Here is a 21,712-nt window from a genome sequence, read left to right on the forward strand (position 1 = left end):
GATTACGGTGACGACCATGCGCGAGATCCTGTCCCCGGCAGCCCAGTGGGTGCGCGAGGGGCGCGTGTTCGCGATCGCGACGGTGGTCGCGGTTTCCGGCAGCGCGCCGCGGCCCGTCGGGGCGAGCATGATCGTCTCGGATGCCGGGGTGTTCGGGAACGTGTCCGGCGGCTGCGTCGAGGGGGCCGTGCACGAGCGCTGTCTCGACGCGATCGCCACCGGCGCGGTGTCCATCGACAGCTTCGGCTACAGCGACGGCGAGGGCTTTGCCGCGGGATTGACCTGCGGGGGAGCGGTCGACGTGCTCGTGCGCCCCGTGTCGCCCGGCAGCGCCGCGGCGGCCCAGCTCGCACTGCTGGCCGAGCGGGATGCCGCGGGCATCCCCACCCGCTTCCGGCTCGTCACGTCGGGGGCGCTGCGCGGACAGGGGACGGTGCGGGACGGGTCCGCGCCCGCGTTCGACGCGGATGCCGACGCGATCGTCGTCGAGGTCGGCGCGCGCCCGCGACTCATCGTGGTCGGCGCCGTGGAGTTCGCCGTCGCCCTCGCGCGGCTCGGCACGGCGATGGGACACCGCGTGAGCGTGGTCGATCCCCGAGATCTCTTCGCCACCGCCGACCGCTTTCCCGGCGCGGAGGTCGTGGTCGACTGGCCCGACCGCTATCTCGCCGCCGAGAGGCTCGAGGCGGGCACGGCGATCTGCGTCCTGAGTCACGATCCGCGACTGGACGTCCCGGCACTCCGGGTCGCGCTCGGCTCGCCCGCCGATTACGTGGGAGCCATGGGCAGCCGCCGCACCCACGACGATCGCCTCCGCCGCCTCCGCGAGGCCGGCGTGGGCACCGCCGCTCTCGCTCGCCTGCGCTCGCCGATCGGGCTCGATCTGGGTGGCGTGTCGGCGGAGGAGACCGCGCTGTCGATCCTCGCCGAGATCATCGCCGATCGTCGGGGCGGGTCGGGTGCACGGTTGTCGGGTCTGGCCGGACCCGTCCACGCCGCCGCTCGCGGCGGGGGGCAGGCGGTGACCGTGCCGGCGAGCCCCGCGGTCTGCGCGCCGATCAGCGCTGTCGGCCGGGCGCCCGCCGGGCGTTCATGACGGTCTGCGGGGTCGTCCTCGCGGCGGGCGCCGGCACCCGCTTCGGTGGCCCGAAGGCGCTGGCCCGCACCGCCGCGGGAGAGTCGTGGCTGGTGCTCGCCGTCGCCACGCTGCGCGCCGCCGGGTGCGTCCCGGTCGTCGTCGTGCTGGGCACCGGCGCCGACGAGGCGGAACCGCTCGTCCCGACGGGGACGGTCGTGGTGCGCGTCGCCGACGGGTACCGCGAGCTGTCGGCATCCGTCCGTGTCGGGCTCGAGGCTGCCGCCGGCTCGAGCGCCGTCGCCGCGCTCGTGGTTCCCGTGGACGTGCCGGAGCTGCCGGCATCCGCGTGCCGTCGGGTGATGCGGCGTGCCGACGGCGACGCGCTCCGGCAGGCCGCGTACCGTGGCCGCCCGGGTCATCCGGTGCTGATCGGCCGGGCGCACTGGCCGCGGGTCGCCGGCGAGCTGGCCGGTGACAGGGGTGCCGGCGCCTACCTGCGCGCGCACGGCGCCGAGCGCGTGGAGTGCGCCGACCTGTGGCATGGCCGCGACCGGGATACCCGCGACTGACGCCGCGCCCGCGGTCCACCCACCGTCGCCATTGCCCTGTACGCCGCGCCGAGCGAGGCGGTAGCCTCGCGGCACGGCACCGGCTCACCCACCAGGAGGCGTCATGATTCCCGAGATCAACTATTGGGCCGTGCTCATCGGCACGGTTCTCAGCATGGCGCTGGGCGCCGTCTGGTACTCGCCGGCGCTCTTCGTCGACCGGTGGGCACGCCTGGCCCGCATCGACATGAGCGCACGTCGCGGCTCGCCCGCGATTCCGCTGATCGTGTCTGCGGTCGTGACGTTCCTCACGGCGTGGGTGCTGGCGGGCTCGGTCGCGATCGCGTGGCACTTCTACGGCGGCGGCTATCTCGCGTCGGCGCTCGTGACAGCGGTCACGCTCTGGGCCGGTTTCACCGCGGCGCGGGTCATCACCCACGACGCGTTCGAAGGGCGCCCGTCGCAGCTGACGGTGCTCACGATCGGATTCGAGCTGACATCGGTGCTGCTGATGGCGCTCGTCATGGGACTCTGGCCGCCGATCGGAACCGTCTGACTCAGGCGGCGGCGCCCACCACGGCGGCGATCGCCGAGGTGAAGAAGCCCAGGCCGTCCACGCCCGAGCGCATCGCGTCGGGGGTGTTCGGGCCGAAGCCCGGCTCCACCGCGTGCTCGGGGTGGGGCATGAGGCCGACGACGTTGCCGTGCTCGTTCGTGAGACCCGCGATGTCGTCCAGCGAGCCGTTGGGGTTCACGCCGAGGTAGCGGAACGCGACGAGTCCGTCGCCCTCGATCCGCTTCAGCGTCTCGGCCGAGCAGATGTAGCCGCCGTCCGCGTTCTTGAGGGGGATCGTGATCTCCTGGCCGGTCTCGAACGCCGAGGTCCACGCGGTCGACGCGTTCTCCACGCGCAGGCGCTGGTCGCGCCGGATGAACTGCTGGTGGGCGTTGCGGATCAGACCGCCCGGCAGCAGATGAGCCTCCACGAGCATCTGGAAGCCGTTGCAGATGCCCAGCACGGGCATGCCCTTGGCGGCCGCGTCCTTCACCTCGGTCATGATCGGGGCGAGCGCGGCGATCGCACCGGCGCGCAGGTAGTCGCCGTAGCTGAAGCCACCCGGCAGGACGAGCGCGTCGACGCCCTCGAGGTCGTGCGACCCGTGCCAGAGGGCGACGGGCTCGGCGCCCGCGAGGCGGATCGCCCGCTGGGCGTCGCCGTCGTCGAGCGAGCCCGGAAAGGTGATGACGCCGATGCGTGCGGTCATTCGACGACCTCGATGCCCACGACGTCCTCGATCACCGCGTTGGAGAGCACCTCGTCGGCCAGGGTGCGCACCGTCTCGAGGGTCTTCTCGTCGGCGACGTCGACGGTGAGCTCGAAGCGCTTGCCGATGCGGACGGCCGAGAAGCCCTCCACGCCGAGGCGGCCGAGGGCGCCGGCGACGGCCTTGCCCTGCGGGTCCAGCAGTTCGGCCTTGGGCATGACATCGACGACGATGGTGGGCATTCGGTCCTCCTGAGGGCCGCCTGACGGCCGCGGGGTCGTCCCGCCGACGGATGCCGGAGTCGGCGCGCCACGGGAGGGAAGGGGTCGCCCACAGTCTACGGGCATCCCGCCCTCGGCATCCGTTGCCAGCGCGACGCCGGGCGACGCGGACGCCAGCGAATTGCCACGGCCGCCGTTACGCAACTGTGATCGGCTCATGGGAGCGCTCCCTTGCATTCCTGGGAGCGATCCCATAACGTCGTCGGTGTCCGGTGAGAGCGCTCCCATTCCGATAGCGACGCGGCAACGCGGGGAGACGGGAACGCAACCCACGCACCTGAAACACATCCACAAAGGAGTGACACGTGAACACACGCGCACTGCGGCGCATCGGCCTCGTGGCCGGCGTCGCGACCACCTCCGCCCTCGTCCTCGCCGGCTGCGCCGGTGGCGGCGGCGGAGCAGCCACGGCCGACCCCAACGAGAAGGTCACCCTGACCGTTGCGACCTTCAACGACTTCGGATACTCGGACGCCCTGTTCGCCGAGTACACGAAGGAGCACCCGAACGTCACGATCGTGCACAACAAGGCGGCCACGAGCAACGACGCGCGCGCCAACTACTTCCAGAAGCTCGGCAAGACCGGCCTCGCCGACATCGAGGCCATCGAGGTCGACTGGCTGCCCGAGGTCATGAAGTACTCCGACCTGCTCGCGCCCGTTCCCGCCGACCTGAAGAGCCGCTGGCTGGACTGGAAGACCAAGGCCGCCACCGACCCCAAGGGCAACCTCATCGGCTATGGCACCGACATCGGCCCCGAGGGCGTCTGCTACCGCTCCGACCTGTTCGCCGCGGCGGGCCTGCCGACCGACCGCGAGTCGGTCGCGAAGCTGCTCACCGGCGACTGGAAGACCTACTTCGACACCGGTGCCAAGTACACCGCCGCGACCGGAAAGGCGTTCTTCGACTCCGCCGGCGGCACCTACCAGGGCATGATCAACCAGGTCGAGGCCGCGTACGAGAACCCCTCGGACGGCAAGATCACGATCGACCCGCAGGTCGAGACGATCTACAACCAGGTGCTCGACGCCGCCAAGACGCAGTCCGCCCACCTCAGCCAGTGGTCCGACGACTGGATGGCCGGCCTGTCCAACGGCTCGTTCGCGACGATGCTCTGCCCGGGCTGGATGCTCGGTGTCATCTCCGGCAACGCCAAGGACGTCAAGGGCTGGGACATCGCCAACGTCTTCCCCGGCGGCGGCGGCAACTGGGGCGGTTCGTACCTGACCGTCCCCGCCAACGGCAAGAACGTCGCGGCTGCCCAGCAGCTCGCCGACTGGCTGACCAGCCCCGACACGCAGCTCAAGGCGTTCGAGGCGGCCGGCACGTTCCCGAGCCAGGTCGACGCGATGAAGTCCGACACGCTGCTGAGCTCGAAGAACGAGTTCTTCAACAACGCTCCGGTGGGCCAGATCCTCACCGACCGCGCCAACGCGGTCACCGTCTCGCCCTTCAAGGGCCAGTTCTACTTCCAGATCAACGACGCGATGCAGAAGGCTCTGACCCGCGTCGAAGAGGGAACGCAGGACAAGGCCGCCTCGTGGGCGCAGTGGCAGACGGAAGTCGCCGCCATCAAGTAAGGACGACGGCAGACATGTGACAGCGGGCCCGGGGGACCCTCCCGGGCCCGCTCCCTGCCTCAACCACGAGATCGAAGGACTGAAGAGTGGACACCACCAGAACCTCCACGCGCGTGCGCGGCACCGCCGCCATCGCCGCGCGTCAGCCGAAACGGATCGGCTTCGGCAGCCGGCTGAGCTCGTGGGACCTCAAGCTCTCGCCGTACCTGTACATCTCCCCGTTCTTCATCCTGTTCCTCGTCGTCGGGCTCTTCCCGATCGGGTACACCGCGGTGATCTCCTTCATGGACTGGGACCTGGTGCGAAACTCCGGCACGTTCGTCGGGTTCGACCAGTACGCCACCGTGATCTCCGACCCGAAGTTCTGGGCGGCGCTGCGCAACACCTTCAGCATCTTCCTGCTGTCGTCGGTGCCGCAGCTCATCGCCGCCGTGTTCATCGCGGCGTTGCTGGATCAGAACATCCGCGCCAAGACCTTCTGGCGCATGGGCGTGCTCGTCCCGTACGTCATGGCCCCGGTCGCCGTGGCCCTGATCTTCTCGAACATGTTCGGTGACCAGTACGGCATCATCAACACCTGGCTGAGCAGCATCGGGCTGCCTCCCGTCATGTGGCATTCCGACACCTTCGCCAGCCACATCGCGATCGCCACGATGGTGAACTTCCGCTGGACCGGATACAACACCCTCATCCTGCTGGCGGCGATGCAGGCCATCCCGCGCGACTACTACGAGGCCGCGACGGTGGACGGCGCCGGAAAGGTGCGCCAGTTCTTCGCGATCACCCTGCCGAGCCTGCGCCCCACCCTGATCTTCGTGATCATCACGTCCACCATCGGTGGCCTGCAGATCTTCGACGAGCCGCGCATGTACGACCAGACCGGCACCGGCGGCGCGAACAACCAGTGGCTGACGATCTCGCTCTGGCTCTACGACCTCGGCTGGGGCCAGTGGAACCTGGGCCGCGCCGCCGCGCTGGCCTGGATCCTCTTCATCATCATCCTGGTGATCGGCGTCATCAACCTCTTCATCACCCGCAACCTGGTGCGCGACGAAGGAAGCCGCAACACCCTCACCCGGGCACAGATGCGCGCCGCCCGACGCGCAGCCCGTGCCGCGGTCGCCGCCGATCGCGCGGCGGCATCCGAACCCCGTCGCACGAACGAATCAGCGGAGGTGACGCGATGAGCGTCCTCAACGAACAGGCCGTCCCCGTCGTCGACGACGCGCTGCCGACCCCGGGCCGGGGCGAGAAGAAGCGTCGTCCGCGCCACGTCAAGGGCACCCGCCCGGGCTGGATCGTCTACGCCTGCCTCGCCGCCGTGCTCGTCGGCAGCCTCTTCCCCTTCTACTGGTCGCTGCTGATCGGCTCCGGCGACTCGTACACGATCCGCGACCCCAACATGTCGTGGATCCCGGGCGGCAACTTCTTCGCCAACGCCGCGAAGGTCATGAACGATCCGGCCGTGAACTTCTGGGTGGCCCTGTGGAACTCGATCATCAGCTCCGGCCTGATCGCCCTCTCGGTCGTCTTCTTCTCGACGCTCGCCGGGTGGGCGTTCGCCAAGCTGAAGTTCAAGGGATCGAGCTGGCTACTCGTCTTCGTCATCGCGACGATGGCCGTCCCCACCCAGCTCGGCGTCGTGCCGCTGTACATCCTGTTCAGCGAGATGGGCTGGACCGGTCAGCTCGGCGCGATCATCGTGCCCGCCCTCGTGAGCGCGTTCGGCGTGTTCTGGATGACGCAGTACCTGCGCCAGGCGGTGCCCGACGAGCTGATCGAGGCGGCCCGCGTGGACGGGGCGAGCTCGTTCCGCACCTTCCTCACCGTCGGCCTGCCGGCCGCGCGGCCCGCCGCTGCCATGCTTGCGCTGTTCACCTTCGTGTCGGCGTGGAACAACTTCTTCTGGCCGTTCATCGTTCTCGACCGGCAGAACCCGACGCTGCCCGTGGCGCTGTCGCTGCTGCAGTCCAACTACTTCATCGACTACTCGATCGTGCTCGCGGGCGTGCTTCTGGCCACGATTCCGCTGCTGATCTTGTTCGTCTTCGCCGGCAAGCAGCTGGTCAGTGGCATTATGCAAGGCGCGGTCAAGGGCTGAGCGCCCGACCGCTTCAGAAAGGTCGACTCATGACAGAGTTCTCCCGCTCCTTCCCGGAGGGCTTCCTCTTCGGCGCGGCCACCGCGGCGTACCAGATCGAAGGCGCCGCCTTCGAGGACGGTCGCACGGCATCCATCTGGGACGCGTTCAGCCGCGTGCCCGGCGCCGTGATCGCCGCCGACAACGGTGATGTCGCGTGCGATCACTACCACCGCTTCCGCGACGACGTGTCCCTCATGAAGGACCTCGGGCTCGACACGTATCGCTTCTCGGTCTCGTGGTCGCGGGTGCGTCCCGACGGGGGGCCGGTCAACCGCAAGGGGCTCGACTTCTACGAGCGCCTGGTCGACGAGCTGCGGGCCAACGACATCCTGCCGTGGCTCACGCTGTATCACTGGGACATGCCGCAGGCGATCGAGGAGAAGGGCGGCTGGACCGTCCGTTCCACGAGCGAGCAGTTCCTCGAGTACGCGCTGGGCGTTCACGACGCGCTGGGCGACCGGGTGCAGAACTGGACGACGCTCAACGAGCCCTGGTGCTCGTCCTTCCTGAGCTACACCGCGGGCATCCACGCGCCGGGCCGCTACAGCGTGACCGATGGCGTGCTCGCCGCCCACCACCTCATGCTCGGCCATGGGGCGGTCGTGCGCGAGCTGCGTGAGCGCGACGCCGATCTGCGCCTCGGCATCACGCTGAACCTCACGGTGGCCGACGCCGTCGACCCCGCGGATGCCGCGGATGCCGATGCCGCCCGCCGCATCGACGGGCAGTTCAACCGGTGGTTCCTCGACCCGATCTTCCGCGGCGCGTACCCCGCCGATGTGATCGAGGACATCCGCGCCGTCGCGCCCGAGGCCATCGACGCGCTCGAGGCGGCGAATCAGCCGGGCGACCTGAACACCATCTCGCAGCCGCTGGACGCGCTCGGGGTGAACTACTACCACGGCGAGTTCGTGGGTGGCGCACCCGACCCGCAGCCACCGCTGCCGGGCGATGCGCCGACCGACCGGCCCGCGGCATCCCCCTTCCCGTCGCACGAGGGCATCTACTGGCACGATCGCGGTCTGCCGCGCACCAACATGCACTGGGAGGTGCAGCCCGAGGGGCTGACGCGTCTGCTGCAGCGCGTCTGGGCCGAGTACGCCCAGCCGGCCGGCACCGCCCTGTACGTCACCGAGAACGGCGCTTCCTACGACGACGAGCTCGTCGTCGAGGACGGCGTCGCCCGCGTGCACGACCTCGAGCGCACGCAGTTCCTGCTCGCCCATCTGGACGCGATCCTCGACGCCGCCGATGCGGGCGTGGATGTGCGGGGCTACTTCTACTGGTCGCTCCTGGACAACTTCGAGTGGGCGTGGGGATACGCCAAGCGCTTCGGGATCGTCCACGTCGATTACGACACCCAGGTGCGCACCGCGAAAGACAGCGCGCTGGAGTATCGTCGGGTCATCGCCGCCCGCGCACTCGACGACGCGGCGGTTCCGGTCTCCGGGGCCGTCCCGCATCCCGGCGCACCGATCTCGACTCTTCAGAGGTAGCCCGTGACCATCGACACCCCGCGCGTCGCCCCGACGATCGAAGAGGTCGCGGCCGCCGCGGGAGTGTCGCGGTCGACCGTCTCCCGCGTCGTCAACGGCTCCACGGCCGTGAGCCCGGCGGCTCTGGAAGCGGTGCGGCGCGCCATCGCGGACCTGAACTACGTGCCCAACCGTGCCGCGCGCTCGCTCGCGAGCCGCGCCACGATGGCGATCGCACTCGTCGTGCCCGAGGACACCACCCGGTTCTTCGGCGACCCGTTCTTCGCCTCGGTCGTGTCGGGAATCAACACGCGGCTCAGCCGGTCGGAGTACGTGCTCAACCTGATCATCGCGAGCGACGATCCGGGTGACAAGACCTCGGCATACGTGCGCAGCGGCGCCGTCGACGGTGCGATCGTCGTCTCGCACCACACGAGCGACACGTTCATCGACCGCATCGCGCACGTCGTGCCGGTCGTCTACGGCGGCCGTCCCGTGCGGGAGCGCGAACGCGACTACTACGTCGACGTCGACAACGTCGCCGGCGGACGCGAGGCGACCGAGTATCTGATCGGTCGAGGCTTCCGCCGCATCGCGACGATCGCCGGCCCTGTCACGATGCCGGCCGGCATCGACCGTCTCGTTGGCTTTCGCGATGCGCTCTCCGCCGCCGGGCTCGAGCCGGTCGCCGAGGAGGACGGCAACTTCACGGCCGACGGCGGCTCGGCCGCGATGCAGCGGATCATCGAAACGGGAGTGGAGTTCGACGCGCTCTTCGTCGCGAGCGATCTGATGGCTCGCGGTGCGCTCGCGGCGCTCGGGCGCGCGGGCATCCGCGTTCCCGAGGACGTCGCGATCGTGGGCTTCGACGACTCGCCCGTCGCGCGCACCGTCAGCCCGCAGCTCACGACGATGCGCCAGCCCTCCCACGAGCAGGGGGAGCGCATGGCCGACATGCTGCTGTCGATCCTCTCCGGCGGCACGCCCGACCGTGTGACGATCCTGCCGACGGAGCTCATCGTCCGCGACTCCGCCTGACCTCGGCATCCGCGGGGCGCCGCGTCGCTCGGCGCCGCCCCGCGTCCGTCGATCCGGCGCCGAGCGTCAGCCGACGTTCTCGGGATCGCCGCCGAGCGGGCCGATGGGCACGATCGGCCCGCCGTCATCCGCGCCGGTCTTGCGCGCCCGGGCGATGGCGTTGCCGAGGTGGTAGATGACGAGAGCGGCCACGGTGCCCAGGACGATGGCGCCGAAGCTGAGCGTTCCGAGGTTCATCGTGAAGCCCGCGATCGCGATGACGAAGGCCACGGCGACCGTGTACTGGTTGACCGGGCGGGAGAAGTCCACCTGGTTGTCGACCCAGATCTTGATGCCGATGACGCCGATGAGGCCGTAGAGCGCGGTCGTCACGCCGCCGAGCACGCCCGCGGGCATCGCGAAGATCACCGCGCCGATCTTCGGGGAGAAGGCCAGCAGGATCGCCACGGTGCCGGCGACCCAGTACGCGGCCGTCGAGTAGACGCGGGTTGCGGCCATGACGCCGATGTTCTCGCCGTAGGTGGTCGTGCCCGAGCCGCCGCCGAGGCCGGCGATCGTGGTCGCCAGGCCGTCGGCGATCAGCGCGCGACCGGTGCGCTTGTTGATCGAGGGGTCGCCGGTCATGGTGGCGACACCGCGCACGTGGCCCACGTTCTCGGCGATCAGCACGAGGATCACGGGCAGGAACATCGGCAGCATCGCCCAGGCGTGCGCGTCGCCGAACGCGGGCAGGTGGAACTGGGGGAGGCCGACCCACGCGGCATCCGCGACGCCGTCCCATTTCACGCGACCCATCAGCGCGGCCACGACGTAGCCGACGACGACGCCGAGGAAGATCGAGATGCGCCCCAGGAAGCCGCGGAAGAACACGGCGAACAGGATGCAGGCGGCCAGCGTGATGCCGCCGAGCAGCGCGTCCTGCTGGAAGTTCGTCCACGCCACGGGCGCGAGGTTCAGGCCGATGAGCGCCACGATCGCGCCGGAGACGACCGGGGGCATGAGCTTCTCGATCCAGCCGGTGCCGGTGGCCTGCACGAGCAGCCCGATGCCGGCCAGCAGCACGCCGGCGACGAACACGCCGAGCAGGGCCTGACTGATCTGCTCGCCGGTCTCCAGCGCCTTTCCGCCGCCCGGGCCGAGGGCGAGGATCGGCGCGATGAACGCGAACGAGCTGCCGAGGTAGCTGGGCAGGCGGTTGCCGGTGAGGACCAGGAACAGCAGGGTGCCGATACCGGAGAACAGCAGCGTGGTCGAGACCGGGAACCCGGTGAGCAGCGGCACGAGGAATGTCGCACCGAACATGGCGACCACGTGCTGGGCGCCGATCGCGATCGTCGCCGGCCAGCCGAGGCGTTCGTGCGGCTTGACGACGGCGCCGGGCTCGACGGTGCGGCCGTCTCCGTGCTGAGTCCAGATGGGCATGGTCGTGCTCCTTCTTCGGCGGTGCGGTCGGCGAAACGGCGGGGGATGGGGCGGGCGGCGGATGCCCAGGTCAGGCTACCTGGGAGCGGGCTGTGAGCCGCGCACGCGCGCCGTGAAAGAGCGCTCCCGTCTCAGTTGCGCTCGCCCCGCGGCAGATGCTGAGGTGTCACGGCCTGTCGAGTGGCGTCCAGCACCGATCCGAGATCGTCGAAACGCAGCTGCCCGACCCGCAGGAAGAGGAAGTCGACCACGGCGAGCTGCGCCATGCGGCTGGCCAGCGCCGCCGCGCGTAGCGTCGCCTCCCGGGCGGGCGTGCGCAGCACGAGGTCGCAGGCGCCGGCGAGCGCCGAGTCGGGGTCGCCGGTCACGGCGACGGTCAGGGCTCCCGTGCGGGCGGCGACCTCGACCGCGTGCAGCACGTCGCGGGTGCCCCCACTGAACGAGAAGGCGATGACGACGGCGTCGGTGCCGGCGAGCGCAGCGTGCACGAGCTGCAGATGCGTGTCGGGCGCGTTCAGGCAGTTCACGCCGATGCGCTGCAGCTTCTGCGACAGGTCGCCGGCGGCCAGACCCGACGCGCCCACGCCGACGGCGATCACGCGCGCACCCGCGGCGATGCGCCCGGCGACCTCCTCCAGCGCCGCGAGGTCGATCAGCCGCGCCGTCTGTTCGATCGTGCGCGCCTCGTGGAAGGCGACTTTGGAGACCATGTCGGACAGCGAGTCCGACGGGTTCAGCTGCCCTTCGGCGATGTCCGAACGCTCGAGGTCGGCGGCGTTGCGCGACAGCTCCTGCGCCAGCTGCATGCGCAGTGCCGGAAACCCGGCGAAGCCGAGCGCTTTGGAGAAGCGCACGACCGAGGCCTGGGAGACGCCGGCGTGGTCGGCGAGTTCGGCCACGGTCGCGTTGACGACGGCATCCGGATCGTGCAGCACGATCGTGGCGACCCGGGACTCCGCTGGACGCAGACGCGGCACGGCCGTGCGGATCGTCTCGATGACGTCGCCGTCCATGTCGCCTCCCGGGTCTGCGTCAGTCTCCCACGCTTCATGAAATCATGCTTCACATTTGATCGGCTTTGTGAAATAGTCATTCACGCCCACGAAACCGCGCGGGACCGCCATCGACGAGGAGGCCGCATGACCGCTCCCGTGTCCGCCGTCACCACGGAACAGCAGAACCCGCGCACCCGGGCGCTCGACGCCATGAGCGTCACCGAGCTGCTCACCGCGATGAACGACGAGGACCGCCGCGTGCCCGTGGCCGTCGCCGCCGCGATCGGACAGATCGCCCGTGCGGTCGATCTCGCCGTCGCCGCCCTCGGCGCCGGCGGCCGGCTCATCTACCTGGGCGCCGGCACGAGCGGACGGCTCGGGGTGCTGGATGCCGCGGAGTGCCCGCCCACCTTCGGCACCGATCCGGGACAGGTGCGGGGGGTGCTCGCGGGTGGGCGCGCCGCCATGTTCGAGGCCGTGGAGAACGCCGAAGACTCCGTCGAGTTCGCCGTCGCCGACCTGCAGGCCATCGAACTGAGCGCTGCCGACGTCGTCGTGGGAATCGCCGCCTCCGGCCGCACGCCCTACGTCATCGGCGGCCTCGACCACGCGCGCGCGATCGGCGCGGCGACGGTGGCCCTTGCCGCCAACCCGAATGCCGAGATCAGCGAGCATGCCGACGTCGCGATCGAGATCGACAACGGTCCCGAAGTGCTCACCGGTTCCACTCGGCTGAAGGCGGGCACGAGTCAGAAGCTGGTGCTGAACATGATCTCCACGGCGACGATGGTGCGCCTCGGCAAGGTCTACGGCAATCTCATGGTCGATGTCCGCCCGACCAACGAGAAGCTCGTCGACCGCGCAGTCCGCATCGTGCAGGCCGCCACCGGATGCGACCGCTCACGCGCCGAGAGCGCACTGGCCGACGCCGACGGCCACGCGAAGACCGCCATCGTGGCGATCCTCTGCGGAATCGGCGCCGCGGCCGCCCGCGAACGACTCGCGGACGCGCACGGCTTCGTCCGCGCCGCCATCGACGACGCGGCCCCCGCCGGCCCCGCCCCCACCGACCAGCGCTAGTCGCCCCGGACATCACGAAAGGAATCACCGTGGATTACCCGAAACTCAGCCGCGACATCCTCCCGCTCGTCGGCGGCGGCGAGAACATCTCGTCGTTCACCAACTGCATGACCCGCCTGCGGCTCGAGATCATCGATCCCTCCCGCGTCGACGTCGACGCGATCAAGAAGCTCGACGGCGTGATGGGCGTGGTCGACGGCGACCAGCTGCAGGTCGTCGTGGGCCCCGGTCACGCCCAGCGCCTGCGCGACGCGTTCGCGGCGGAGAGCGGGCAGCAGGGCACCGCGCCGGTGGATGCCGACGATGAGGCCCCGCTGAGCGCGGCGGCCGATCTGCGCGCACTGCAGACGAAGAACACCCAGAAGGTGAAGGCGCGCCAGAAGACCGGTGTGCACTCGCTGTTCCGCCACATCGGCAACATCTTCATCCCGATCATCCCCGGCTTCATCGCGTGCGGTCTCATCGTCGCGATCGCGAACGTCTGGAAGCTGATCGCCCCCGGCGTCGCCCTGAACCCCTGGTTCCTCGCGTTCGCCGCGCTGGGTTCGATCGTCGTGGGGGCCCTGAATCTGCTGGTGGGCTACAACACCGCGAAGGAGTTCGGCGGCACCCCCGTGCTCGGCCTCATCGCCGGCGCCGTGTCGTACATGCCCGCCCTCGCCGGCATCCCGGCCTCGAAGGCGGCCGACGGCACGGCGATTGCCGCACAGCCCCTGGTACTGCCCCTGTTCGGCGAGCTCAAGCCGGCACTGGGTGGCATCATCGGCGTGATCGTGACCGCCTGGCTGTTCACGGTGATCGAGAAGTGGGTGCGCACGCGCGTTCCCGCGTGGCTCGACCTGTTCGTGGTTCCCGTCGTCACCGTGCTCGTCGGGGCCGCGGTCTGCATCCTCGTGATCATGCCCATCGCGGGACTGCTGATGCAGGGCATCAACTGGGTGCTGATCGATTTCGCCCTCGAGCGCGGTGGCGTCATCGGCGGGTACCTGCTGTCGTCGCTGTTCCTGCCGCTCGTCATGCTCGGCATCCATCAGGGACTCACCCCCATCCACGCGCAGCTGATCGCCGACCACGGCTTCACCCAGCTGCTCCCCGTGCTGGCGATGGCGGGGGCGGGCGAGGTCGGTATGGCGATCGCGATCTACGTCAAGACCAAGAGCACGCGTCTGAAGAGCATCATCCGTGCGGCGCTGCCCATCGGCGTCCTCGGTGTGGGTGAGCCGCTCATCTACGGCGTCTCGCTGCCCCTGTTCTACCCCCTCATCACCGCCTGCCTCGGCGGCGGCTTCGGCGGCGCGTTCGTGGCCTACGGCATCCAGGCGACGGGCGGGTTCGGCGCCGGCGCGCTGGGACTGTCGGGCGTGCTGATGACGGCCGTCATCACCAACGGACAATGGCTCTGGTACGTCGGGGGCCTTCTGATCGCCTACGTCATGGGATTCGTTCTGACCTACTTCTTCGGCTTCAAGGAGCACATGGTCGAGCGGCTGAGCTGATGCTGTTCTCGATCTATCCCACCGATACGCCCGAGGTCCGCGCGGACGTCATCGACCAGGCGTGCGCGGTCGCCGCGGCGCCGATGCTCTTCACGTCGCTGCACCAGCCGGAGAGCGCGGGCCTGCTCGGCTTCGCCGCCGAGCTGGCGGACGCGCACCGGGAGCGGGGTGTGACGTTCTGCGCCGACATCTCGCCGCTCGCCCTCGAGCGCCTGGGCGAGGGGTTCGACGGGCTAGGGCGGCTGCGCGACGGCGGTGTCGAGATGCTGCGGATCGACTTCGGCTTCGCGCCGGAGGAGATCCGCCGCATCGCCCGCGCCTCGGGATGCCGCATCGCGGTGAACGCGAGCACGGCGACCGCGTCGTTCCTCGACGAGCTGGACGGCATCGACGTGGTCGGATGGCACAACTTCTATCCCCGGCCCGAGACCGGCATCGGCACGGAGTTCTTCGTCAGCCAGAACGCGTTGTTCGCCGAGCGGCAGAGCCCCGTGTACGCGTTCCTTCCGGGCGAGAGCGCGCTGCGCGCACCCCTTCACCTCGGTCTGCCCACGCTCGAGGAGCATCGTCATCGCACCGCGTGGCGCAACTATCTGCACCTGCGTGCGATCGCGCCCGATGTCGAGATCGTCTGCGCCGAGGGCACCGTGCACGCGGAGCATCTCGAATGGATCGCCCACCACGAGCGCACCGGCGAGGTGACGGTGCCCCTGTCGGACCTCGACCCGGCGGCGGCCTTCCTTCGCGGCGCCGCCTGGCGGCTGCGTGTCGAAGACAGCGCGGCGTCGTTCCGGCTGGAGGAGACGCGCGGGAGCGTCGCTCCGGATGCCGCGCGCAACGCCGACCATCGTGCCGCCGGGTCGCTGCAGATGGATCTCGACAGCCTCGGTCGCTATCGGGGAGAGATCCACCTGATGCGTCGGGATCTGCCGCTCACGGGTCTGCAGGCCCATGTCGGCGAGATCGCGGCGCCCGCCCGCGGCATCGTCGAGAGCCTGCGGCCGGGCGACACGGTGCGTTTCGTCTGAGCCGCTGCGGCGTCTCTACAACGCGGTCGCGTCAGTCGGTGAGCATCTCGAGCAGCTCGCGGTACTTCGCCGCGGTGCGCTCGACGATCTCGGCCGGCAGCTCGGGCGGCGTTCCCTGGCCGTCCCAGGCGGCGGCGAGCCAATCGCGGACGATCTGCTTGTCGAAGCTGGCCATCCGCTCGGCCGCGCTCGTGCCCTGCGCCCACGCCGCGGCATCCCAGTAGCGCGACGAGTCGCTCGTGAGCACCTCGTCGGCCAGGGTGAGCACCCCGTCGGCATCCACGCCGAACTCGAACTTCGTGTCCGCGAGGATCAGGCCCTTCGCCTTTGCGGTCGCCGCCGCCCGGCGGTAGATCTCGAGCGACAGATCTCGCAGCTGCGCGGCGCGTGCTGCACCGACCAGCTCTTCGGCTCTCGCGAAGGAGATGTTCTCGTCGTGCTCTCCCATCGGCGCCTTGTACGCCGGGGTGAACAGGGGCTCGGGGAGGCGATCGCCGTCCTGCAGGCCGGCCGGCAGCGGGATGCCGCACACCGTCCCCGCGGCGACGTACTCCTTCCAGCCCGAGCCGGTCAGATAGCCGCGCACGACGCACTCGATGGGCAGCATGTCGAGGGTGCGCACGATCATCGCCCGACCCGTGACGGCGTCCGGGACGAGATCAACCGCGTCGTCCGATCCGGAGGGGAGCACGTGGGTCGCGGCCAGGTGGTTCGGGATGCGGCGGCCGCCGTCGGCGCCGGAGAGCTGGTCGAACCACCACAGGCTGAGGGTGGTGAGCAGCTCGCCCTTTCCCGGGATGCCGGGGCTCAGGACGTGATCGAACGCGCTCACCCGGTCGCTGGCGACGACGAGCATGCGCTCGGCCGGTGCGGGGCTGTCCGACGCGGGGCGGTAGAGGTCGCGGACCTTGCCCGAGTAGACGTGGGTCCAGCCGGGCAGATCGGCGGGCGCGGCGGAGGGCGAGGAGGCGTCGGTCACGCGTCCATTATCGCGGGGACGGTGCGGCTGTGCCGCCGCCTGCGCGCGGGGTGATCTCGTCGACGAAGGCGTAGGCCTCCGCCACGACGTCGGGCCAGAGATCCACGGCATCGGTCCCGACGAAGACCCACTCGCGCATCGCGCGGCCGCGCATGGTCATCCGTTCCGCCCTGCCGGTCTTCTCGAGCGCGGTCACTCTGCTTTCGGGCAGCTTCGCGATCAGTCCCGACCGATAGCCCATGAACGCGAACACCTTCCCTCGGATGCGCAGGCCCTCGCTGCCGAACATCGGGCCGATGTCGACGCCCGGGAGCACCATGTACTCGGCGGCGATGTCGTCGAACACCGCGCGCGCCTCTACCGTCATGAGCAGACCGTAGCGCGCCGTGACAAATCAGCGTATAGTCCATGTGGACTAGTCAAGATGGAATAACAAGCCGTGGAGGAGAACAGTCGTGAAGAGCGCCGTGGACCGGCTCACACCGTTGGGAGTGATGGTGCTCGCGCTGCTGCGCGAGGACGACATGCACCCCTACGAGATGATCCGGCTGATGCGGCACCGTCACGACGATCGCATCGTGTCGGTGACCAACGGCACGATGTACCACACCGTCGCACGTCTGGAGAAGTCCGGTCTGCTCGCCGAGGTCGGCGTCGATCGGGACGGCAACCGGCCGGAGCGCACGACGTACACCCTCACCGATGCCGGCCACGAGGTCGTCCAGGACTGGGTGCGCCGGGAGCTTCCGCTCCTGGACCGGCCCGTCGAGTTCCGCGTGGCGCTGGCCGAGGCGCACAATCTCCCCCGCGAGGACGTCGTGGCGTTGCTGTCGACCCGTCGGGAGCATCTCGCCCGTGCGCGCGACGAGCTCGCCGACGGCATCGCCCATGCGCGCGAGAGCAAGACCGGCCCGGCATCCGTCATCGAGCAGTACCTCATCGAGATCGATCGCGAGCGGGCCCTGCTCGCCGCCGACCACGACTGGCTCGCCGACCTGCTGGAACGGCTCGCCCACCCCGACTTCGTGTGGGGATCACACGAGAAAACCGATCGCTATCTGGCACAGAGAGAAGCTGCTCGCTCATGACCGAACAACGCACGCGCGATGTGACCGCGCCCGCACCCACCCCCGAACGCAACCCGTGGCCCGCCCTCTGGGCGCTCGTCATCGGGTTCTTCATGATCCTGGTCGACACCACGATCGTCTCGGTAGCCAACCCCGCCATCAAGGCGGCCCTCGACCCGTCCACCAACAACCTCGACAACGTCGTGTGGGTCACGTCGGCCTACCTCCTGGCGTATGCCGTGCCCCTGCTGATCACCGGCCGTCTGGGTGATCGATTCGGACCGAAGCGCATCTACCTCATCGGCCTCGCGATCTTTACGCTCGCATCCCTGGGCTGTGGCCTGTCGGGATCCCTCGAGATGCTGATCGTCTTCCGCGCGATCCAGGGCCTGGGTGCCGCACTCATGACCCCGCAGACGATGGCCGTCATCACCCGCACCTTCCCGCCCCAGCGCCGCGGTGCCGCGATGGGCCTGTGGGGAGCGACCTCCGGGGTCGCCATGCTCGTCGGGCCGCTCGCCGGAGGCCTGCTCGTGGACGGCCTCGGCTGGGAGTGGATCTTCTTCGTCAACCTGCCCGTCGGTGTGATCGGCTTCGTCCTCGCGTGGATGCTCGTCCCGAACCTCGAGACGCACCCCCACCGCTTCGACCTGGTCGGGGTCGTCCTGAGCGCGGTCGGCCTGTTCCTCATCGTCTTCGGTCTGCAGGAGGGTGAGCACTTCGACTGGGTCGCCTGGGTCTGGACGATGATCGCGGGCGGCGTCGTGGTCATGGCGCTCTTCATCTGGCAGCAGGCGAAGACCCGCAGCGAGCCGCTCGTGCCGCTCGGACTGTTCCGCGACCGCAACTTCTCGGTGTCGAACTTCACGATCGCCACGGTCGGCTTCACGGTGACGAGCATGTCGCTGCCGCTCATGTTCTTCGTGCAGCTGGCGCGCGGTCTCACGCCCACCGAATCGGCGCTCCTGCTCGTGCCGATGGCCGTCGCCGCGGGTGTGCTCTCGCCGCTGACCGGCCGGCTGCTCGACCGGGTCGACGCCCGCGTCCTGCTGGTGCCGGGGCTGCTCCTGGTCGCCGGATCGCTCTTCTGGTACTCCTCGCTGATGCACGCCGACACTCCGATCTGGATGTTCCTGCTGCCCTCGTTCCTGATGGGCGTCGGAAACTCCGGCATGTGGGGGCCGCTGGCCACCACGGCGACCCGTAACCTCGAGCCGCGCCAGGCCGGCGCCGGCGCGGGCATCTACAACACGACGCGCACGATCGGTTCGGTGCTCGGCTCGGCGGCGATCGCCGCGTTCATGCAGTCGCGTCTCGAGGCGAACCTGCCGGGCGCCTCGAACGCCGGCGGCGACTTCGGTGCGGGACAGCTGCCCGCGTTCGTCGTCGACGGCTTCTCGAACGCCATGGCGCAGACGATCCTGCTGCCGGCGATCGTGCTGCTGATCGGCGTCGTCGCCGTGCTGTTCATGCAGCGCCCGCCGCACCTCGTCAAGCGCTGAGCGCGCGCCGCATCGCCCATCGCCGCCCGGTGAGGCCCGACGACGACACGACTCGTCAGTCGAGCGCCACCCGGGCGGCGATGTCGCGTCGGTAGTGCGAGCCCTCCAGGGTGATCCGTTCGAGAGCGGCATACGCCTGGTCGCGCGCGGCGCCGAACGAGGAACCGGTCGCCACGACATTGAGCACGCGTCCCCCCGTCGCCACCAGCTCGTCGCCGCTCACCGCCGTCGCGGCGTGGGCGAGGTGCACTCCCGGGACGGATGCCGCGGCCTCCAGTCCCGTGATGGCACGCCCCGTCCGCGGCGCCTCGGGGTAGCCCTCGCTGGCGAGCACGACCGTGATCGCGGCCGTGTCGGCGAACGTCGGTGCCGGCTCGTCCTCGAGGGTTCCGGATGCCGCGGACATGAGCAGCCGCGACAGCGGGCTCGTCAGACGCGCGAGCACGACCTGCGTCTCGGGGTCGCCGAAGCGGGCGTTGAACTCGATGACCTTGATGCCGTCGGCGGTCAGGATGAGGCCCGCGTAGAGCAGACCGATGAAGGGGGTGCCCTCGGCATCCAGCGTGCGGATGACCGGTTCGGCGACCGTCCGGGTCACCTCGGCGACGAACGCCTCTTCGCTGCCGAAATCGTCGCTCAGCCATGGCAGCGGCGAGTAGGCGCCCATCCCACCCGTGTTCGGACCCGCGTCGCCGTCGTAGGCGCGTTTGAAGTCCTGTGCGGGGCTGAGCGCCCGCACAGTGTCGCCGTCGCTGACGAAGAAGAGCGACACCTCCGGCCCGGAGAGGAACTCCTCCACCAGCACGGGGCCGGTGGGAAGGTAGGTGTCCGCGTGCGCGAGCGCCGCCTCGCGGTCGTCGGTGACGACGACCCCCTTCCCGGCGGCCAGCCCGTCGGCCTTCACGACGTGCGGCGCGCCGTAGGCGTCGAGGGCGGCTTCGACCTCTGCGCGGGTCGTCGCGCGCGTCGCCCGGCCCGTGGGCACGTGGGCGGCATCCATGATCCGCTTCGCGAACGCCTTCGAGCCCTCCAGCTGCGCGGCTGCCCTGCCGGGGCCGAACACCGGAACGCCGTGCTCCCGCAGGGCGTCGGCGACTCCCGCGACCAGCGGCGCCTCAGGGCCGATGATCACGAGGTCGATGTCGTGGTCGTTGGCGTACTCGGTCACTGCGGCCGGGCTGTTCGCATCGAGGTCGGCAACGATCGTGGCGTCGGCGGCGATGCCCGCGTTGCCCGGGGCCGCGAACAGATCGTGCCCCGCGTCCTCCCCCTTCAGAGCGAGGAGGATGGCGTGCTCGCGGGCACCGGAACCGAGGACGAGAATGCGCACCCGGCCAGCCTACCGACGGCCCGCCGCGTCGTCGGTGCGGGCTAGCGTGAAGGCATGGCCCGCAAGATCTCCACCGCCGACGGTCGTGACGCGCTCGCCGCTGTCGCCGCGGCGACGCATGCCGACGTGACACCCCCGCGCACGGCGCTGGCGACCGCCGTGCGCTACCTGCTCCAGCTGCTGGCAGAGAAGGCCCCCGGCAACACCGTCGAGGTGCGCGTGCCGCCGTTCGGCGCGGTGCAGGTGGTCGAGGGCCCGCGGCACACCCGCGGTACCCCGCCGAATGTCGTCGAGACAGACGCGACCACCTGGATCGCGCTCGCGACCGGTGTCGAGTCGTGGGCCCAGGCCCGCGCCGCCGGTCGCATTCTCGCGTCCGGAACCCGGGCCGACCTCGCGCCCCTTCTGCCGCTACGGCCGTGAGACCGCCGCCGCGGGGCGGGGGCGATCAGACGGTGACGACGATCTTGCCGCGAGTGTGGCCCTCTTCGAGAGCGGCGTACGCGGCGGCGGCCTCGTCGAGCGGATAGGTCGCGGCGATCTCGACGCGCAGCTCACCCGACGCGACGAGTTCAGCCAGCGCGCCCAGCTGCGACGCGTTCGGGCGCACCCACACGTAGTGGCCGCCGAACTCGGTGCGTGCGCGGGCATCGGCGATCGAGGCGACGACGCCGCCGTCGGCGAGCAGATCGGGCGTCGAGTCGAGCGTCGAGCCGCCGACGAAGTCGATGATGACATCGAACCCCTCGGGGGCGATCTCGCGGGCAGCGGGGACGAGGCCCTCGCCGTAGACGACGGGCTCGGCGCCCAGATCGCGGAGGTACGCGTGGTTGCGCTCCGACGCCGTGCCGACGACACGAGCCCCGAGCCGGCGTGCGAGTTGCACGCCGAACGAGCCCACCCCACCGGCGGCGCCGTGGATCAGCACGGTCTGACCCGCGCCGACACCGGCGCGCTCCAGCGTCTGCAGCGCCGTCAGCCCGGCCAGCGGCAGCGCGGCGGCATCCTCGAACGACAGACCTTCGGGCTTCAGAGTCGCGGTGCGCACCGGCACCGGCATGAACTCGGCGACCGAGCCGTTCTCGACGATGTCGGCGCGGGCGTAGGCGAGCACCGCGTCACCGACGGCGAACTCGGGGGTGTCCAGACCCGTCTTCTCGACGATGCCGGCGACGTCCCAGCCGGGCACGACCGGAAGGCGGGTGTCGATGAGGCCGCGCAGGTAGCCCTCGCGGATCTTGTAGTCGACGGGGTTGATCCCGGCCGCGACGACCCTCACCACCAGGGTGTCGGGGCCGACGTGGGGCTCCTCACGGTCGGTGAGCTCGAAGCGGTCGTTGCCGCCGAAATCCGAATAGACGAGTGCCTTCATGCTGAGTTCCAACCGTCGGCGGACACCATCCAT

22 protein-coding genes are annotated in these 21,712 nt (G+C 70.1%); 14 read left to right on the forward strand and 8 right to left on the reverse strand.

The annotated features are described in order from the left end of the window. The first annotated feature begins 16 nt into the window (after positions 1 to 16). From PP359_RS09385 to PP359_RS09395, 3 genes are all read left to right on the forward strand, one after another. Positions 17 to 1,096 (forward strand): XdhC family protein, encoded by a 1,080-nt coding sequence (locus PP359_RS09385; RefSeq protein ID WP_112932933.1) that lies wholly within the window; start codon positions 17 to 19, stop codon positions 1,094 to 1,096. Further along, complete coding sequence (locus PP359_RS09390) at positions 1,093 to 1,647, forward strand: nucleotidyltransferase family protein (RefSeq protein WP_112932067.1); 555 nt, start codon at positions 1,093 to 1,095, stop codon at positions 1,645 to 1,647. Before PP359_RS09385 ends, PP359_RS09390 begins: the two co-directional genes overlap by 4 nt. Positions 1,648 to 1,750: 103 nt before the next feature. Continuing rightward, on the forward strand, positions 1,751 to 2,182 hold the full coding sequence (locus tag PP359_RS09395; protein WP_112932066.1) for a DUF1761 domain-containing protein: 432 nt from the start codon (positions 1,751 to 1,753) through the stop codon (positions 2,180 to 2,182). Position 2,183: 1 nt separating this feature from the next. Here PP359_RS09395 and purQ read toward each other — a convergent pair whose 3' ends face one another. Both purQ and purS read right to left on the reverse strand, forming a co-directional pair. Next, positions 2,184 to 2,891, reverse strand: a complete 708-nt coding sequence (gene purQ / locus PP359_RS09400) for a phosphoribosylformylglycinamidine synthase subunit PurQ (RefSeq protein WP_036321138.1) — start codon at positions 2,889 to 2,891, stop codon at positions 2,184 to 2,186. Beyond that, positions 2,888 to 3,133, reverse strand: a complete 246-nt coding sequence (gene purS, locus PP359_RS09405) for a phosphoribosylformylglycinamidine synthase subunit PurS (RefSeq protein ID WP_036289123.1) — start codon at positions 3,131 to 3,133, stop codon at positions 2,888 to 2,890. The genes purQ and purS overlap by 4 nt, the downstream gene beginning before the upstream one ends. A gap of 344 nt (positions 3,134 to 3,477) precedes the next feature. Here purS and PP359_RS09410 point away from each other — a divergent pair, with 344 nt between their 5' ends. From PP359_RS09410 to PP359_RS09430, 5 genes are all read left to right on the forward strand, one after another. Continuing rightward, positions 3,478 to 4,752 carry an ABC transporter substrate-binding protein gene (locus tag PP359_RS09410; protein WP_036321140.1) on the forward strand — a complete coding sequence of 425 codons (1,275 nt, stop codon included), beginning with the start codon at positions 3,478 to 3,480 and terminating at the stop codon, positions 4,750 to 4,752. A gap of 86 nt (positions 4,753 to 4,838) precedes the next feature. After that, complete coding sequence (locus PP359_RS09415; RefSeq protein ID WP_036321142.1) at positions 4,839 to 5,939, forward strand: carbohydrate ABC transporter permease; 1,101 nt, start codon at positions 4,839 to 4,841, stop codon at positions 5,937 to 5,939. Continuing rightward, positions 5,936 to 6,853, forward strand: coding sequence for a carbohydrate ABC transporter permease (locus PP359_RS09420; RefSeq protein ID WP_036321144.1), 918 nt, complete (start codon positions 5,936 to 5,938; stop codon positions 6,851 to 6,853). Before PP359_RS09415 ends, PP359_RS09420 begins: the two co-directional genes overlap by 4 nt. 29 nt (positions 6,854 to 6,882) lie before the next feature. After that, positions 6,883 to 8,391 (forward strand): GH1 family beta-glucosidase, encoded by a 1,509-nt coding sequence (locus PP359_RS09425; protein WP_112932065.1) that lies wholly within the window; start codon positions 6,883 to 6,885, stop codon positions 8,389 to 8,391. Positions 8,392 to 8,394: 3 nt separating this feature from the next. Further along, on the forward strand, positions 8,395 to 9,408 hold the full coding sequence (locus tag PP359_RS09430; protein WP_112932064.1) for a LacI family DNA-binding transcriptional regulator: 1,014 nt from the start codon (positions 8,395 to 8,397) through the stop codon (positions 9,406 to 9,408). A 66-nt stretch (positions 9,409 to 9,474) separates the two neighbouring features. On the opposite strand, the gene PP359_RS09435 is transcribed toward PP359_RS09430, so the two are convergent. Both PP359_RS09435 and PP359_RS09440 read right to left on the reverse strand, forming a co-directional pair. Next, complete coding sequence (locus tag PP359_RS09435; RefSeq protein WP_036321150.1) at positions 9,475 to 10,830, reverse strand: uracil-xanthine permease family protein; 1,356 nt, start codon at positions 10,828 to 10,830, stop codon at positions 9,475 to 9,477. Between the two features lie 131 nt (positions 10,831 to 10,961). After that, the gene (locus tag PP359_RS09440; protein ID WP_112932062.1) at positions 10,962 to 11,843 is read right to left on the reverse strand and encodes a MurR/RpiR family transcriptional regulator; all 882 of its coding nucleotides are present in this window, start codon (positions 11,841 to 11,843) and stop codon (positions 10,962 to 10,964) included. 126 nt (positions 11,844 to 11,969) lie between these two features. Between PP359_RS09440 and murQ the strand changes: the two genes are divergently transcribed. The 3 genes from murQ to PP359_RS09455 are packed head-to-tail and all read left to right on the forward strand — an operon-like array spanning position 11,970 to position 15,429. Then, positions 11,970 to 12,905, forward strand: a complete 936-nt coding sequence (gene murQ / locus PP359_RS09445; RefSeq protein ID WP_294943871.1) for an N-acetylmuramic acid 6-phosphate etherase — start codon at positions 11,970 to 11,972, stop codon at positions 12,903 to 12,905. A 29-nt stretch (positions 12,906 to 12,934) separates the two neighbouring features. Further along, positions 12,935 to 14,401, forward strand: coding sequence for a PTS transporter subunit EIIC (locus tag PP359_RS09450; RefSeq protein ID WP_112932060.1), 1,467 nt, complete (start codon positions 12,935 to 12,937; stop codon positions 14,399 to 14,401). Then, positions 14,401 to 15,429: a MupG family TIM beta-alpha barrel fold protein gene (locus PP359_RS09455; RefSeq protein ID WP_499250423.1), complete on the forward strand. Its 1,029-nt coding sequence runs from the start codon at positions 14,401 to 14,403 to the stop codon at positions 15,427 to 15,429. The genes PP359_RS09450 and PP359_RS09455 overlap by 1 nt, the downstream gene beginning before the upstream one ends. 31 nt (positions 15,430 to 15,460) lie before the next feature. On the opposite strand, the gene PP359_RS09460 is transcribed toward PP359_RS09455, so the two are convergent. Next, on the reverse strand, positions 15,461 to 16,408 hold the full coding sequence (locus PP359_RS09460; RefSeq protein ID WP_499250424.1) for a phosphoribosylaminoimidazolesuccinocarboxamide synthase: 948 nt from the start codon (positions 16,406 to 16,408) through the stop codon (positions 15,461 to 15,463). 7 nt (positions 16,409 to 16,415) lie between these two features. Continuing rightward, complete coding sequence (locus PP359_RS09465; RefSeq protein WP_499250425.1) at positions 16,416 to 16,775, reverse strand: hypothetical protein; 360 nt, start codon at positions 16,773 to 16,775, stop codon at positions 16,416 to 16,418. An 88-nt stretch (positions 16,776 to 16,863) separates the two neighbouring features. Between PP359_RS09465 and PP359_RS09470 the strand changes: the two genes are divergently transcribed. Both PP359_RS09470 and PP359_RS09475 read left to right on the forward strand, forming a co-directional pair. After that, positions 16,864 to 17,496, forward strand: coding sequence for a PadR family transcriptional regulator (locus tag PP359_RS09470; protein WP_036321304.1), 633 nt, complete (start codon positions 16,864 to 16,866; stop codon positions 17,494 to 17,496). After that, a complete protein-coding gene (locus tag PP359_RS09475; protein WP_499250426.1) occupies positions 17,493 to 18,977 on the forward strand; it encodes a DHA2 family efflux MFS transporter permease subunit in 1,485 nt (494 codons plus the stop codon). The genes PP359_RS09470 and PP359_RS09475 overlap by 4 nt, the downstream gene beginning before the upstream one ends. Before the next feature lie 55 nt (positions 18,978 to 19,032). Here PP359_RS09475 and purD read toward each other — a convergent pair whose 3' ends face one another. Next, positions 19,033 to 20,307 (reverse strand): phosphoribosylamine--glycine ligase, encoded by a 1,275-nt coding sequence (purD, locus tag PP359_RS09480; RefSeq protein ID WP_039413798.1) that lies wholly within the window; start codon positions 20,305 to 20,307, stop codon positions 19,033 to 19,035. A gap of 54 nt (positions 20,308 to 20,361) precedes the next feature. Here purD and PP359_RS09485 point away from each other — a divergent pair, with 54 nt between their 5' ends. Then, positions 20,362 to 20,730, forward strand: coding sequence for a sterol carrier family protein (locus PP359_RS09485; RefSeq protein ID WP_499250427.1), 369 nt, complete (start codon positions 20,362 to 20,364; stop codon positions 20,728 to 20,730). Positions 20,731 to 20,755: 25 nt separating this feature from the next. On the opposite strand, the gene PP359_RS09490 is transcribed toward PP359_RS09485, so the two are convergent. Further along, positions 20,756 to 21,679, reverse strand: coding sequence for an NADP-dependent oxidoreductase (locus PP359_RS09490; RefSeq protein ID WP_499250428.1), 924 nt, complete (start codon positions 21,677 to 21,679; stop codon positions 20,756 to 20,758). Positions 21,680 to 21,712: the final 33 nt, after the last annotated feature.

It is taken from the genome of Sphingomonas sp. BLCC-B65 (assembly GCF_028550675.1).
Classification (GTDB): domain Bacteria; phylum Actinomycetota; class Actinomycetes; order Actinomycetales; family Microbacteriaceae; genus Microbacterium.